Source organism: Curtobacterium sp. LFS079 (assembly GCF_047977865.1).
Classification (GTDB): Bacteria; Actinomycetota; Actinomycetes; order Actinomycetales; family Micrococcaceae; genus Arthrobacter.
In genome coordinates this window covers 67,684-81,291 of record NZ_JBFPFO010000004.1, presented here as the reverse complement: position 1 = coordinate 81,291, position 13,608 = coordinate 67,684, and the positions used below count along the sequence as shown (strand labels likewise).

The 13,608-nt window shown below is 66.8% G+C and carries 12 protein-coding genes; 5 read left to right on the top strand and 7 right to left on the bottom strand.

Features of this window, described 5'->3' with window-relative positions:
• Positions 1 to 2 precede the first annotated feature (2 nt).
• The 4 genes from ACNQPB_RS08720 to ACNQPB_RS08705 all read left to right on the top strand — a co-directional run bounded on the left by ACNQPB_RS08720 (position 3) and on the right by ACNQPB_RS08705 (position 2,933).
• Complete coding sequence (locus ACNQPB_RS08720) at positions 3 to 1,229, top strand: phosphoglycerate kinase (protein ID WP_498750868.1); 1,227 nt, start codon at positions 3 to 5, stop codon at positions 1,227 to 1,229.
• 101 nt (positions 1,230 to 1,330) lie between these two features.
• The gene (gene tpiA / locus ACNQPB_RS08715; protein ID WP_498750866.1) at positions 1,331 to 2,146 is read left to right on the top strand and encodes a triose-phosphate isomerase; all 816 of its coding nucleotides are present in this window, start codon (positions 1,331 to 1,333) and stop codon (positions 2,144 to 2,146) included.
• 41 nt (positions 2,147 to 2,187) lie between these two features.
• Positions 2,188 to 2,445: a preprotein translocase subunit SecG gene (gene secG, locus ACNQPB_RS08710; RefSeq protein WP_498750864.1), complete on the top strand. Its 258-nt coding sequence runs from the start codon at positions 2,188 to 2,190 to the stop codon at positions 2,443 to 2,445.
• A 110-nt stretch (positions 2,446 to 2,555) separates the two neighbouring features.
• The gene (locus tag ACNQPB_RS08705; protein WP_498750863.1) at positions 2,556 to 2,933 is read left to right on the top strand and encodes an RNA polymerase-binding protein RbpA; all 378 of its coding nucleotides are present in this window, start codon (positions 2,556 to 2,558) and stop codon (positions 2,931 to 2,933) included.
• On the opposite strand, the gene pgl is transcribed toward ACNQPB_RS08705, so the two are convergent.
• The 6 genes from pgl to tkt are packed head-to-tail and all read right to left on the bottom strand — an operon-like array spanning position 2,904 to position 11,112.
• Positions 2,904 to 3,722 (bottom strand): 6-phosphogluconolactonase, encoded by an 819-nt coding sequence (gene pgl, locus ACNQPB_RS08700; RefSeq protein ID WP_498750862.1) that lies wholly within the window; start codon positions 3,720 to 3,722, stop codon positions 2,904 to 2,906. The two genes, ACNQPB_RS08705 and pgl, sit on opposite strands and share 30 nt — an antisense overlap.
• Before the next feature lie 6 nt (positions 3,723 to 3,728).
• On the bottom strand, positions 3,729 to 4,652 hold the full coding sequence (locus tag ACNQPB_RS08695; RefSeq protein WP_498750860.1) for a glucose-6-phosphate dehydrogenase assembly protein OpcA: 924 nt from the start codon (positions 4,650 to 4,652) through the stop codon (positions 3,729 to 3,731).
• On the bottom strand, positions 4,649 to 6,205 hold the full coding sequence (gene zwf, locus ACNQPB_RS08690; protein WP_498750859.1) for a glucose-6-phosphate dehydrogenase: 1,557 nt from the start codon (positions 6,203 to 6,205) through the stop codon (positions 4,649 to 4,651). Before zwf ends, ACNQPB_RS08695 begins: the two co-directional genes overlap by 4 nt.
• A gap of 15 nt (positions 6,206 to 6,220) precedes the next feature.
• Positions 6,221 to 7,852, bottom strand: coding sequence for a phosphoglucose isomerase-related protein (locus ACNQPB_RS08685; RefSeq protein ID WP_498750857.1), 1,632 nt, complete (start codon positions 7,850 to 7,852; stop codon positions 6,221 to 6,223).
• Between the two features lie 6 nt (positions 7,853 to 7,858).
• On the bottom strand, positions 7,859 to 8,974 hold the full coding sequence (tal, locus tag ACNQPB_RS08680) for a transaldolase (protein ID WP_498750855.1): 1,116 nt from the start codon (positions 8,972 to 8,974) through the stop codon (positions 7,859 to 7,861).
• 20 nt (positions 8,975 to 8,994) lie between these two features.
• The gene (gene tkt, locus ACNQPB_RS08675; protein WP_498751282.1) at positions 8,995 to 11,112 is read right to left on the bottom strand and encodes a transketolase; all 2,118 of its coding nucleotides are present in this window, start codon (positions 11,110 to 11,112) and stop codon (positions 8,995 to 8,997) included.
• Between the two features lie 447 nt (positions 11,113 to 11,559).
• Here tkt and ACNQPB_RS08670 point away from each other — a divergent pair, with 447 nt between their 5' ends.
• Positions 11,560 to 12,522, top strand: a complete 963-nt coding sequence (locus ACNQPB_RS08670) for a heme o synthase (RefSeq protein WP_498750853.1) — start codon at positions 11,560 to 11,562, stop codon at positions 12,520 to 12,522.
• A gap of 137 nt (positions 12,523 to 12,659) precedes the next feature.
• On the opposite strand, the gene ACNQPB_RS08665 is transcribed toward ACNQPB_RS08670, so the two are convergent.
• Entirely contained in the window at positions 12,660 to 13,604 is a 945-nt protein-coding gene (locus ACNQPB_RS08665) for a COX15/CtaA family protein (protein ID WP_498750852.1), read from the bottom strand.
• Positions 13,605 to 13,608 lie beyond the last annotated feature (4 nt).

Here is a 13,608-nt window from a genome sequence, read left to right as displayed (position 1 = left end):
ACATGACATCTCACACCCTCAACGAACTCATCGCTGAAGGTGTCCGCGGGCGGTACGTTCTCGTCAGAAGTGACCTGAACGTGCCGCTCGACGGCTCTACAGTGACCGACGACGGCCGCGTCAAGGCCTCCCTCCCGGTCCTCAAGAAGCTCTCGGACGCCGGTGCCCGTGTGCTCGTAACCGCCCATCTCGGCCGCCCCAAGGGCACCCCCGAGGACAAGTACTCGCTGAAGCCCGCCGTGGCGCGCCTTGCCGAGCTGGCAGACTTCCGGGTTGCCCTGGCTGCGGATACCGTCGGTACCGCCGCCAAGGAGGCCGCGGCCGCGCTGCAGGACGGCGAAGTGCTGGTCCTGGAGAACGTGCGCTTCGACGCCCGTGAAACCAGCAAGGACGACGCCGCCCGCGGTGCCTTCGCCGACGAGCTGGTAGCCCTTACCGGGGACAGCGGCGCCTTCGTGGACGACGCCTTCGGCGCGGTGCACCGCAAGCACGCCAGCGTCTACGACGTCGCCACCCGGCTGCCGTCCTACCAGGGCGACCTCGTGCACACCGAGGTGGAGGTCCTGCGGAAGCTTACGGCCGACACCCAGCGTCCCTACGTCGTGGTGCTCGGTGGATCCAAGGTCTCGGACAAGCTCGCCGTGATCGACAACCTGCTCGGCAAGGCCGACACCATCCTGGTTGGCGGCGGCATGCTCTTCACCTTCCTGGCCGCTGCCGGGCACAAGGTGGGAAGCAGCCTCCTCGAAGAAGACCAGATCCCGGTGGTCCAGGACTACCTCAAACGCGCCTCCGACGCCGGCACCAGCTTCGTGATCCCCGTGGACGTCGTCGTGGCCAGCCGCTTCGCCGCGGATGCCGAGCACGAGACCGTTGCCGCGGATGCCATTGAAGGAAGCTCCTTCGGCGCCGCAGGCATCGGCCTGGACATCGGTCCGGAATCGTCGGCCCTGTTCGCCGAACAGATCAAGGGTGCACGCACCGTATTCTGGAACGGCCCCATGGGCGTCTTCGAGTTCGAGGCCTTCGCCGCCGGTACCCGCGCGATCGCGCAGGCACTGACTGAGACGGAAGCCTTCACCGTGGTCGGCGGCGGTGACTCCGCTGCGGCCGTGCGCACGCTCGGCTTCGAGGATTCGCAGTTCGGCCACATTTCCACGGGCGGCGGCGCCAGCCTGGAATACCTTGAGGGCAAGGAACTCCCGGGCCTGAGCGTCCTCGACCGCTAGGCAGCAACACCCCGCCAGCAGGCACCAGGCCGGCAGGGTGCCGCTCCTTCCGGAGCAGCACCCTGCCGGCCTCCCTTTTCAACACTTTTTTTGGAGCACATGTGACAACCTCTGCCAATGGAAACTTTGTCCGCACGCCGTTCATCGCCGGCAACTGGAAAATGAACATGGACCACGTCCAGGGCATCACCCTGCTGCAGAAGCTTGCCTGGACCCTGTCCGACGCCAAGCACGACTACAGCCGCGTAGAGGTTGCCGTCTTCCCGCCATTCACCGACCTCCGGGGCGTACAGACCCTCGTCCAAGGTGACGAACTCAAGGTTGTCTACGGCGGACAGGACCTGTCCCAGTTCGACTCCGGCGCCTACACCGGCGACATTTCCGGCCAGTTCCTGAGCAAGCTCGGCTGCTCCTACGTGCTGGTCGGCCACAGCGAACGACGCACCATCCACAACGAGTCCGACGAGGTCCTCAACGCCAAGGTCAAGGCCGCCTTCCGCCACGGGGTCACCCCGGTGCTCTGTGTCGGGGAAGGCCTCGAAATCCGCCAGGCCGGCACCCACGTCGAGCACACCCTGGCCCAGCTGCGCGCCGGCGTCGAAGGCCTCACGGCCGAGCAGGCAAAGGAACTCGTCGTGGCCTATGAGCCCGTCTGGGCCATCGGCACCGGTGAGGTCGCGGGGCCGGAAGACGCACAGGAAATGTGTGCCGCCATCCGTGCCGAACTGGGCTCCTTGTTCGATGACGCCGTGGCCGCAGGCACCCGCCTCCTCTACGGCGGTTCCGTCAAGGCCAACAACGCCGCCGCGATCATGGGCGAAGCCGATGTGGACGGGCTCCTCGTGGGTGGCGCCAGCCTCGACCCGGCTGAGTTTGCTAACATTGTCAGGTTCGAGAGCCACATCACCGCGGCTTAGCCCGGCAGCGCTCCCGCTTTCCGCACTTCTGAAAGGCCGTCGTGGACGTTCTTCAAGTTATCCTGCAGATCCTGCTGGGCATCACCAGCCTCCTGCTGACCCTCCTCATCCTGCTGCACAAAGGACGCGGTGGCGGCCTGTCCGATATGTTCGGCGGCGGCATGACCTCCGGGCTCAGCTCGTCGGGTGTCGCGGAGCGCAACCTGAACCGCTTCACCATCGTCCTTGGCTGCACCTGGGGCGTGGTGATCATCGCCCTCGGCCTGATCATGCGCTTCACTTCCGGCGGAGACTCCTGATCTCCCACGGCCTTCCGAGACGGAAACCGGCACTGCCGCCGTCGGGCTCCCGGCATTAGACTTGGCTGCGTGGCTTCACGCGATGCAGCCGACTCTCAAGGAGCTTGAAGATGGTTCACGGCACCCAAGGATTCCGTGGCACCAGGGCCGGCGTAACCGCCGGTTCCGGGCCCACAAACCAGTCCGGCAGCAATGCCGGCGAAAGCTTGCCGCGTATTCGTGTTCCGTATTGGTGCGCCAACGGACACGAAACGCGGCTTGTTTTTCTTAAGCTGCCGGAAGACCAGATCCCGCAGGTTTGGGATTGCCCGAAATGCGGCCTGGTCGCTGCCCGGGAGCCTGGCGTGGCGCCGTGCGAACGCCAGGATGACGAGGTGTTCAAGAGCCACCTCGATTACGTTAAAGAAAGGCGCTCCAGCCAGGACGCCGAACGGGTCCTGGCTGGAGCGCTGAAGAGGTTACGCTCCCGCGGGGTCCTTTCGGACTAGCTGCTGCGGAACCCGCGATGCGGCGTTCTCGTCGATCAGCCACAGGGTGCGTGAGCGGCCGTGCGGGCCGGCCGCGGGAACCTGCACCGGGTTAGCCCCGGCAAGGGCCAGGCCGACTGCGCCGGCCTTGTCCTCACCTGCGACGACCATCCAGATCTCCTGTGCCGAATTGATTGCCGGCAGGGTCAGCGAGACGCGCGACGGCGGCGGCTTGGGGGAGTTCTCGACCCCCACCACGGTGCGGTCCTGAACACGGATGCCCGCCTGTTCCGGGAACAGGGAGGCCACATGCGCATCGGGGCCGACGCCGAGCAGCAGCACATCAAAGCGCGGCAGCTCACCGGCTTCCGCCGGACGGTTATCCGACATGTCGGCGGCATGCTCTGCCTCAGCGGCTGCCTTCAGCCGTGCCGCGTAGTCCGCGGCAGCGTCTTCGGCCGAGGCGAACTCGTCCGAGGAACCAGGCTCATGGATGCGCGCCGGATCCAGCGGCAGGACGGACAGCAGCGCTTCGTGTGCCTGACGGGTGTTGCGGTCCGGGCTGTCCTTGGCCACGAAACGCTCGTCTCCCCACCAGAGGTTGACCCGTGACCAGTCCACGGCCGGGGCCGCCGGAGAGGCCGCAACGGCCTTGAGGGTTCCGATTCCCACGGTGCCGCCCGTCAGGACGACGGTGGCTTCCCCGTGTTTGTCCTGCACATCGACCAGCTTGGTGATGAGCCGGGCCGCAATCGCGGCCATGAGAACGTTGGAGTCGGGATGGATGCTTACTCTGGGCTCAACGGTCACGGAACGCTACTCCTTGGTGTCGGTGCGGGGCAGTCCCATAGTAATCACTTCACCGAAGACGTCGTCCGGGTCGAGCCGGCGCAACTCCTCCGCGAGGCAATCACGCAGGCTGCGGCGGGGCAGCGAAATGCGCTGGGCCGGCTGGCCGGGCTGGGTCAGTTCGGCCACGGTCAGTCCCGGCCGGTGCAGCTGGACGTCGCCGGTGGCGCGGTTGAGCAGCACCCGGCGGATGCCGGTGCCAGCCGGGTCTTCGACGATTTCCACCGGGGCATCGAGGAAGAGGGTCAGCCAGGCCGCCAGCAGCAGGGTGCTGGGCGAGTCCGAGGCGCCTTCCACGGTGATGGCCGTGACGGGGGAGTCGTCCACCTGGTCCAGGGCCGCGGCGAGCTGCAGGCGCCAGTTCGTCAATCGGGTCCAGGCGAGGTCGGTGTCGCCGGCGCGGTAGGTGGTGCGGATCCGTTCCAGGGCCGCGGCAGGATCGGGCTCGTTGGCCGAATCCGTGATGCGGCGGTGCGAGATCCGGCCGATCGAGGTTTCGCAGGCGTTGTCGGGTGCGCCGTGCGGCCACCAGGCCACGATCGGGGCATCCGGCAGCAGCAGCCCGGCCACGAGCGACTCGCTCTCCTTGGCCAGCGAACCGAAACCGCGCAGCACGATCACTTCGGAGGCTCCGGCGTCGCCGCCTACCCGGATCTGGGCGTCCAGCCGGTCCGGAGCCTCGGCGCCGGCGTCGGCCAGCACGATGATCCGGCAAGGGTGCTCGCGGCTGGCCTCGTTGGCCGCCTCGATGGCTTCTTCCTCCAGGCCGGACTTGGTGACGACCACGAGGGTCAGCACCCTGCCCAGGGCGATGACGCCGCCCTGTTCGCGCAGCGAGGTGATCTTCTTTGAGATCTTGGAGGTGGTGGTGTCGGGGAGATCTACGATCATGGCCTTCTCCAGCTTCGTCCGTCACGGGCCAGCAGTTCGTCGGCCGAAGCCGGCCCCCAGCTGCCCGGTGCGTATGGTTCGGGCTGCTCGTCCAGGCCTGCCCAGTATTCCTCGAAGGGGTCCAGGATCTTCCAGGACTCCTCGACTTCCTGGTGGCGGGGGAACAGCGGTGGTTCGCCCAGCAGCACGTCCAGGATCAGCCGCTCGTAGGCTTCGGGGCTGGACTCCGTGAAGGAGTGGCCGTAACCGAAGTCCATGGTGACATCGCGGACTTCCATCTGGGTGCCCGGGACCTTGGACCCGAAGCGGATCGTGGCGCCCTCGTCCGGCTGGACACGGATCACCACGGCGTTCTGGCCGAAGTCGTCCTCGCTGTGGTGACCCCCGAACAGCAGGTTGGGGGCGCGCTTGAACACGACCGCGATCTCGGTGACGCGGCGGCCAAGGCGCTTGCCAGCGCGCAGGTAAAACGGCGCCCCGGACCAGCGGCGGGTGTTGATGTCCAGCCGGATCGCTGCATAGGTTTCGGTTTTGGAATCGGCAGGGATGCCGTCTTCCTCAAGGTAACCCTGCACCAGCTCCCCGCCCTGCCAGCCGCCGGTGAACTGCCCGCGCGCCGAATGCGTGGACAGGTCCTCGGGCAGCTTGACGGCGGCCAGGACCTTCTCCTTCTCGGCGCGCAGGTCGTCCGCGTTGAAGGAGATGGGTTCCTCCATGGCCGTCAGGGCCAGCAGCTGCAGCAGGTGGTTCTGGATGACGTCGCGGGCCGCGCCCACGCCGTCGTAGTAGCCCGCACGGCCGCCTGTGCCGATGTCCTCGGCCATGGTGATCTGCACGTGGTCCACGTAGTTGGCGTTCCAGATCGGTTCGAACAGCTGGTTCGCGAAGCGCAGCGCCAGGATGTTCTGGACCGTTTCCTTGCCCAGGTAGTGGTCGATGCGGAACACCGCGTCCTGCGGGAACACGGACTCGACAATGTCGTTGAGCTTCCGGGCCGACTCGAGGTCGTGGCCGAAAGGCTTCTCGATGACCACGCGGCGCCACTGCCCGTCGGCGGCCTGCGCCAGGCCGTGGCGGGACAGCTGCCGGCAGACCTGCTCGAACGCCTTGGGCGGAATCGACAGGTAGAAGCCGTGGTTGCCGCGGGTGCCCCGGTTTTCGTCCAGTTCGGCGAGCGTGGCGTCGAGGCGCTTGAATGCCTCGTCGTCGTCGAACGCGCCCTGGACGAAACGGATCCCCTCGGACAGCTGGTTCCAGACCGCCTCGTCGAATGGCGTGCGGGAGTGCGCCTTGACGTTCTCCCGCACCTCGTTGGCGAAGTCCTCGTTGCTCCAGTCGCGGCGGCCGAAGCCGACCAGCGCGAAGCTCGGGGGCAGCAGCCCCCGGTTCGCGAGGTCGTAGACCGCCGGCATGAGCTTCTTCCGGGCGAGGTCGCCGGTGACGCCGAAGAACACCAGCGACGACGGCCCCGCAATACGGTTCAGGCGCCGGTCGCGCGGATCCCGCAGGGGATTGCGGACGGCAGTCTTCCTGCCGTTTTCAGTTTCTGGCATGTTGGGATTTGTGCCTTAGCTTTCGAGCGCGGTGGCCCGGGAGGCCAGCGCGGCGACGATTTCCTGGAGCTGGGCGACCCCGGCGCTCCGCTCAACAAGGTGCAGGCGGAGGACGGGACGGCCGTGGTTTTCGAGGACCTGGGCATCTCCTGCGGCCTGGGCTGCGATCAGCTCACCGAAGGTGAAGGGACGCTCAGGGATTTCGACATCCCCGGTCCCCGCAGCGGTGATCTGCAGGAAGGAGCCGATGGCCGGGCCGCCCTTGTGGAACTGGCCGGTGGAGTGCAGGAACCGCGGGCCCCAGCCGAAGGTCACCGGACGGCCGCTGACAGCAGCGAGCTGGTCCCTGACGGCTTCAAAGGGGGCGTAGGCAATCCTGTCGAAGTAGGCCTGGACGCTGAGGTAGCCGTCCTGGCCAAGCTGGCCGAGCAGCGCCTTCACGGCGTCCTCCACAGTGGCTGCGCCGCCCAGCCAGTCTCCGCCGCGGACCTCGATGGCGCCGTCGGTGAAGTCGGCCGGGGTGGGCTCGGGGCGTGCGTCCAGCAGGCCGCGCGCGGCCACCTTGGCGGCTTCGACGTCGGGCTGGTCAAAGGGGTTGATGCCCAGCAGGCGGCCAGCCACGGCAGTGGCGAACTCCCAGACAAACATCTGTGTTGCGAGGCCTCCGGCGATCGCCGCTTCGTTGGCTCCGAGCTCGACCTCCGTGTCGGCACCGACGAGGCGGACCACCAGGACGTCCTCGGCGCCGCTGCTGACCTCGGGGGCGGCAGGGCCCGCGACGACGGGCAGCACGCCCGTGCCGAGCTTGCCGGTGGATTCGGCGATGAGCTGCTCGGCCCAGTCGGCGAAACCAACAATGCCCGAGCCGTCCTCGGCGATGACGATCTTGTTGCGCAGCGGGGAGGTGCCGCCCAGTGCTGCGCCCAGGCGCAGGCCGATGTTGTCCTCGGAATCCTCGCGGAGGACTTCCGCTGCCTCTTCGGCTTCGTCCAGGAACGCCTGGATGTCCACGCCGGCCAGGCCGGAGGGGACCAAGCCGAAAGCGGTCAGGGCCGAGAAACGGCCACCGACGTTGGGGTCGGCGTTGAAGACCGCACGGTAGCCGGCCTCGCGGGACGCCTTGTCCAGCGGCGAGCCGGGATCGGTGACGATGATGATCCGGCTCTTGGCATCGATGCCGGCGTCGTTGAACGCCTTCTCGAAGACACGCCGCTGGGAGTCGGTTTCCACCGTGGAGCCGGACTTGGACGAAACCACGATCGCGGTCTCGGCGAGGCGCTCCGCGAGGACAGCACCGACCTGTTCGGGGTCGGTGCTGTCCAGCACGGTCAGCTCGACGCCGGCGGTTCCGGCAATGACTTCAGGGGCCAGCGAGGAGCCGCCCATGCCGCACAGGACAATCCGGGTGACGCCTTCTGCGTTCAGGGCGTCCCGGAGTTCCAGGATCCCTTCGACCAGGGGCTGGGAAACGGTGGCCGCTTCCACCCATCCGAGGCGGATCGCCGATTCGGATTCCGCGTCGGCACCCCAGAGGGTGTAGTCCTTCGCGAAGATCCGGCTGGCAATCCTGTCTTCAACAAGTGCCGGGACGTGCTGCCCGATGGCCTGCTGCGCGGCACCGCTTGCGTCGTAGCTGAGTGTGCTCATGAGGTGTCAGGAAGCCTTCCGTGCGGATGCGAGGGCGCCTTCGACGTCTCCGAGGAGTTCCTTCCAGCTGGCGACGAACTTGTCCAGGCCTTCGGATTCCAGGATGGCGACGACGTCGTTGTAGGAGACGCCGAGGCCTTCGAGGGCATTGAGGACCGCATTGGCTTCCTCGTAGCTGCCGGAGATGGTGTCACCGGTGATGACGCCGTGGTCGAAGGTGGCCTCGAGGGTCTTTTCCGGCATGGTGTTCACGACGCCGGCAGCAGCCAGTTCGGTGACGTAGAGGGTGTCCGGGTAGGCCGGGTCCTTGACGCCGGTGGAGGCCCACAGGGGGCGCTGCGGCAGGGCGCCGGCTTCGGCCAGCACGGCCCAGCGTTCGGTGGCGAAGAGCTCTTCGTAGACCTGGAAGGCCAGGCGGGCGTTGGCCACTCCGGCCTTGCCCTTGAGGGCCTTGGCCTCCTCGGTACCGATCGCATCCAGGCGCTTGTCGATCTCGGTGTCCACGCGGGAGACGAAGAAGGACGCGACGGAGTGGATCGTGGAGAGGTCGTGGCCGTTTTCCTTGGCCAGTTCGAGGCCGGACTGGAAGGCGTTGATCACGGCACGGTAGCGCTCGAGGGAGAAGATCAGGGTCACGTTGACGCTGATGCCTTCGCCGAGGACTGCGGTGATGGCTGCGAGGCCTTCAACGGTTGCCGGGATCTTGATGTGGACGTTGTCCTTGTTGACCTTCTTGTAGAGGTGTTTGGCCTCGGCGATGGTGCCCTCGGTGTCCCAAGCCAGGCGGGGGTCCACCTCGATGGACACGCGGCCGTCGACACCCTTGGTGGCCGCAGCGACCGGAGCGAACAGATCGCAGGCGTCGGCGACGTCGGTGGTGGTGATTTCGAAGATGGTCTCTTCCACCGACGCGCCCTTGGCTGCTTCTTCGGCGATCTTCGCGTCGTAGTCGCTGCCCGAGGTGATGGCCGCGTGGAAGATTGACGGGTTGGTGGTGACGCCGACGACGTTCTTTTCTTCGATCAGCTTCCGCAGGCTGCCGCTGGAGAGGCGCTCACGGGACAGGTCGTCGAGCCAGATCGAAACGCCGACGTCGGAAAGCTGCTGGGTGGGAGTAGTCATTGGTGTTTCTCCTTGGAAATTCAGGCCGAAAGGCCGGCGAGGGAGTCTTTGGCTGCCGCGGTGACGGCGTCGGCGGTGATGCCGAACTCGTTGAAGAGGCGCTTGTAGTCTGCGGAGGCGCCGTAGTGTTCCAGGCTGATGGAGCGGCCGGCGTCGCCGACGAACTCGGACCAGCCCAGGGCCAGGCCGGCCTCGACAGAGACGCGGGCTTTCACGGCTGCCGGGAGGACGGATTCGCGGTAGGCCGGGTCCTGCTTCTTGAACCATTCCACGCAGGGCACGGACACCACGCGGGTTGCGATGCCTTCGGCCTGCAGGTTCTCACGGGCCGTCACGGCCAGCTGGACCTCGGAACCGGTGGCGATCAGGATCACCTGGGCCGGAACGGTGGCACCGTCCTTGGAGGCTTCGGCCAGCACGTACGCGCCCTTGGCCACGCCTGCGGTGGAGCCGAAGGTGTCACCCTCGGCGTCACCGGTGCCGCGGGCCCAGGTGGGGATGTTCTGGCGGGTCAGCACGATGCCGGCCGGGTTTTCGTGGTTCTCCAGCATGGTCTTCCATGCCACGGCGACCTCGTTCGCGTCACCGGGACGGACCACGTCCAGGCCCGGGATGGCGCGCAGCGAGGCGAGCTGTTCCACCGGCTGGTGGGTGGGGCCGTCTTCGCCGAGGCCGATGGAGTCGTGCGTCCACACGTACAGGGACGGGACACCCATCAGCGCGCCGAGGCGGATCGCGGGGCGCTGGTAGTCGGAGAAGATCAGGAAGGTGCCGGAGAATGCGCGGGTGCGACCGTGCAGGGAGATGCCGTTCACGATCGACGCGGCGGCGTGCTCACGGATGCCGAAGTGCAGCACCCGGCCGTACGGGTTGCCGGACCAGGCGCCGGTGGAACGCGATGCCGGGATGAACGACGGCGAGCCCTCGATGGTGGTGTTGTTCGACTCGGCGAGGTCGGCAGAACCGCCCCACAGCTCCGGGAGGACCGGGCCGATGGCGTTCAGGACCTTGCCGGAGGCGGCGCGGGTGGACACGTCCTTGCCGGCTTCGAACACCGGCAGTGCGGCGTCGAGGTCGGCCGGGAGCTTCTTGGCCTCGATGCGCTCAAGCAGGGCCGCGCCTTCGGGGTTGGCGGACTGCCATGCCTCGAAGGAGGCCTGCCATTCGGTACGGGCGGCGGCGCCGCGCCCGACCAGCTGGCGGGCGTGGGCCAGGACGTCCTCGTCGACCTGGAAGGAACGTGCGGGGTCGAAGCCCAGGACTTCCTTCAGGGCCTTGACTTCCTCGCCGCCCAGGGCCGAACCGTGGATCTTGCCGGTGTTCTGCTTCTTCGGTGCCGGGTAGCCGATGATCGTGCGCAGCGAAATGATGGACGGCTTGGAGGTCTCGGCCTTGGCCGCCAGCAGTGCGCCGTAGAGTTCATGGACGTCTTCGACGTATTCGCCGGTCTTGGTCCAGTCCACGCGCTGCGTGTGCCAGCCGTAGGACTCGTAACGCTTCAGGACGTCTTCGGTGAAGGAGATGTCGGTGTCGTCTTCGATGGAGATGTGGTTCTCGTCGTAGATGACAACGAGGTTGCCCAGCTCCTGGTGGCCGGCCAGCGAGGATGCCTCGGAGGTCACGCCTTCCTGCAGGTCGCCGTCGGACGCGATCACCCAGATGGTGTGGTCGAAGGGCGACTCGCCGGCGGGAGCATCGGCGTCGAACAGGCCGCGCTGGCGGCGCTGGGAGTACGCGAAGCCGACCGAGGAGGCCAGGCCCTGGCCGAGCGGGCCGGTGGTGATCTCCACACCCGCGGTGTGCTTGTACTCCGGGTGGCCTGGGGTCAGGGAACCCCAGGTGCGCAGAGCCTCAAGGTCCTTCAGTTCCAGGCCGTAACCGGAGAGGAACAGCTGGATGTACAGGGTCAGGGACGTGTGGCCGGGGGAGAGGATGAAACGGTCGCGGCCGATCCAGTCCGGGTTCTTCGGGTCGTGGCGCATCAGTTTCTGGAACAGCAGGTATGCCGCCGGTGCCAGGCTCATCGCCGTGCCGGGGTGGCCGTTACCGACCTTCTCCACAGCGTCGGCGGCCAGGACACGCACGGTGTCCACTGCACGCTGGTCCAGGCTGGTCCAAGTCAGTTCTTGCTCTTCCAAATGTGGCACGTAAACCGAGCCCCTCTCTGTGCTGACGGCGGCGGGGGTGAACAGCAGGCGCGGGGCAGGAAACGGTGCCCGCTGCGAGGTGTCCACCAGCCGTTCACCATTGAAACGTTGATCTATCATCCAGACCCGGACTTCTGAGAATGCGTTTTCTCAGAAGGCTGCACGAGCTGATCTGCTGACAGCTTAGCCCGAGGGAACGGGCCTTTTGGTGGGATTCACGAAATTTGTCCGCAAAATTCCGATTTATGAATCACCATGGCGCCCGGGCCGCCGTGAACATTCCGAAACATGCGTGTTTCGCAGGTTCCTTCTGTGCATCCGCGCCACGGTATGATATTCGGAGGCCGCCAGCGGCATGTGCAACCCCGGACCTTGAAGTCCCTTCAATCGGAACGGCGCGGTTGCTTCGCCGCGGGAACACCAGAGCTAAAGAACAGAGTGACTGCCACCGTGAGCACAAGCGATACCAACCTCGATGCCTCTGCCGCTATGCAGGGGAGTGGAATTTCCCGGAAGTTCAAGGCGTATCTGGCACTGACAAAGCCGCGGGTCATCGAGTTGTTGCTGGTGAGCACCCTGCCCACCATGATCTTCGCCCAGCGCGGGTTTCCGTCCATCGGGCTGATCCTGGCCACCCTCGTGGGCGGCGCGTTCGCCGCCGGCAGCGCCGGGGTCTTCAACTGCTATATCGACCGCGACATCGACAAACTCATGCACCGCACTGAAAACCGGCCGCTGGTCACGGGCGAGGTCTCACCACGCGAAGCATTGGTGTTCGGCTGGATCCTGGGAGCCGCGGCGATCGCGATCCTCTGGTTCGGGGCCAACCCGCTCTCGGCCTGGCTGGGCCTGGCCGCCATCGTCTTCTACGTCGTCATCTACACGATGATCCTCAAGCGCCGCACGGCGCAGAACATCGTCTGGGGCGGCGCCGCCGGCTGCTTCCCGGTGCTGATCGCCTGGTCCGCAGTGACGAACACGGTCGAATGGCCCGCCGTCGTGCTGTTCATGGTCATCTTCCTCTGGACGCCGCCGCACTACTGGCCGCTGTCCATGCGCTACGGCGAGGACTACCGCAAGGCCAACGTCCCCATGCTCGGCGCGATCGCCGGAGCCAAGGTGGTTTCCGTGCAGGTGGTGCTTTACGCGTGGGCCATGGTGGCCTGTTCGCTGCTGATGGTCCCGCTGGGCGGCGCCGGCTGGGTGTACACCATCGCCGCTGTCCTGGCAGGCGCCTGGTTCCTCTACGAATCCCACGCCCTCTACGAACGCGCCCAGAAGGGCGAGGTGTCCAACAAGGGCGCCATGAAGGTCTTCCACGGCTCCATCAGCTACCTGACCCTGCTGTTCATCGCCCTGGCCGTGGACCCGTTCGTCGGCGGTCCGCTGATGGGCGGCTGAGCCCTCCGCAAGTTCCCGCCGGGTTCCCGGCCGATACGAGAAAGCGCCACCCGCAGTCCACAGAGGACGGCGGGTGGCGCTTCCGTTTGGGGCCAGGCCTTCCGGCTGGCAGGGGTGGTGTTTGCCGCGCCCGGCGATTAGCTGCGCGGGCTGGAGCGTGCCAGGTCGGCAGCGTTGGTCGCCGCTGCCATGAGCAGCGCCGCGCCGAGCATGTGCGCGCCGACCAGGAGGGCCGGGATCCCGTTGTAGTACTGGGTGAACCCGATGACCGCCTGCAGCACGGTGACGCCGAGGAGCAGGAACACCGCGGCGCGGAACGGACCGGCGATGTCCTTGCGGAGTACCAGGAAGACGGCGAAGGCGGTGCCCGCGGTCACCAGGTACGCGGGCACGGCGTGGATATGGCTGACCAGGTCCCAGTCGAGGTCATTGCGGGGGGCGTTGGCGTCGCCCGCGTGCGGACCTGCGCCGGTGACCGCGACGCCGAGCATGACGGCGGCGGCGGAGAAGAGCGCGACGGCGTTCATCACCGGGCTCGTCACTGCGGGAAGTGTCGCAAGGGTGCGGTCCGTGAAGCGGCCGGTGCGGCCGTAGGCCCTGTTGACCAGAAGTGTCGCAAGGACAACGAGGGCCATGGAAACCAGGAAGTGCAGGCCGACCACCCAGGGGTTGAGCCGGGTGAGGACCGTGATGCCGCCGATGACTGCCTGGGCCGGGATGCTGGCGAGCAGCCCCAATGCGAGCAGGAACAAGTCGCGGCGTTCCGTCCGCAGCTTCCACAGGTACACCAGCATGAGCGCGGCGACGGCGGCCAGGGCGAAGGTGAGCATGCGGTTGCCGAACTCGATGAAACCGTGGATGCCCATCTCCGGGGTGTTGACCAGGGATTCAGCGGTGCAGCGCGGCCAGGTGGGGCAGCCAAGTCCCGAGGACGTGAGGCGGACGGCGCCGCCGGTCACTACCAGGATGATCTGGCCGACCAGCGAGAGCATGGCCAGCCTGCGCACCGTGTTGTCCACTTGGTGCGGGAGCCTGGCGGCAAGCCGCTGGACGAAGTCGGGGAGGCGGGAAGCCGTGTTCACAGTT

Excerpts from the sequence above, each read along its gene's own strand:
- ACNQPB_RS08685 (WP_498750857.1), bottom strand. The coding sequence starts at position 7,852 with ATGAGCACACTCAGCTACGACGCAAGCGGTGCCGCGCAGCAGGCCATC.
- ACNQPB_RS08705 (WP_498750863.1), top strand. The coding sequence starts at position 2,556 with ATGGTTCACGGCACCCAAGGATTCCGTGGCACCAGGGCCGGCGTAACC.
- tal (WP_498750855.1), bottom strand. The coding sequence starts at position 8,974 with ATGACTACTCCCACCCAGCAGCTTTCCGACGTCGGCGTTTCGATCTGG.
- ACNQPB_RS08695 (WP_498750860.1), bottom strand. The coding sequence starts at position 4,652 with ATGATCGTAGATCTCCCCGACACCACCACCTCCAAGATCTCAAAGAAG.
- zwf (WP_498750859.1), bottom strand. The coding sequence starts at position 6,205 with ATGCCAGAAACTGAAAACGGCAGGAAGACTGCCGTCCGCAATCCCCTG.
- ACNQPB_RS08720 (WP_498750868.1), top strand. The coding sequence starts at position 3 with ATGACATCTCACACCCTCAACGAACTCATCGCTGAAGGTGTCCGCGGG.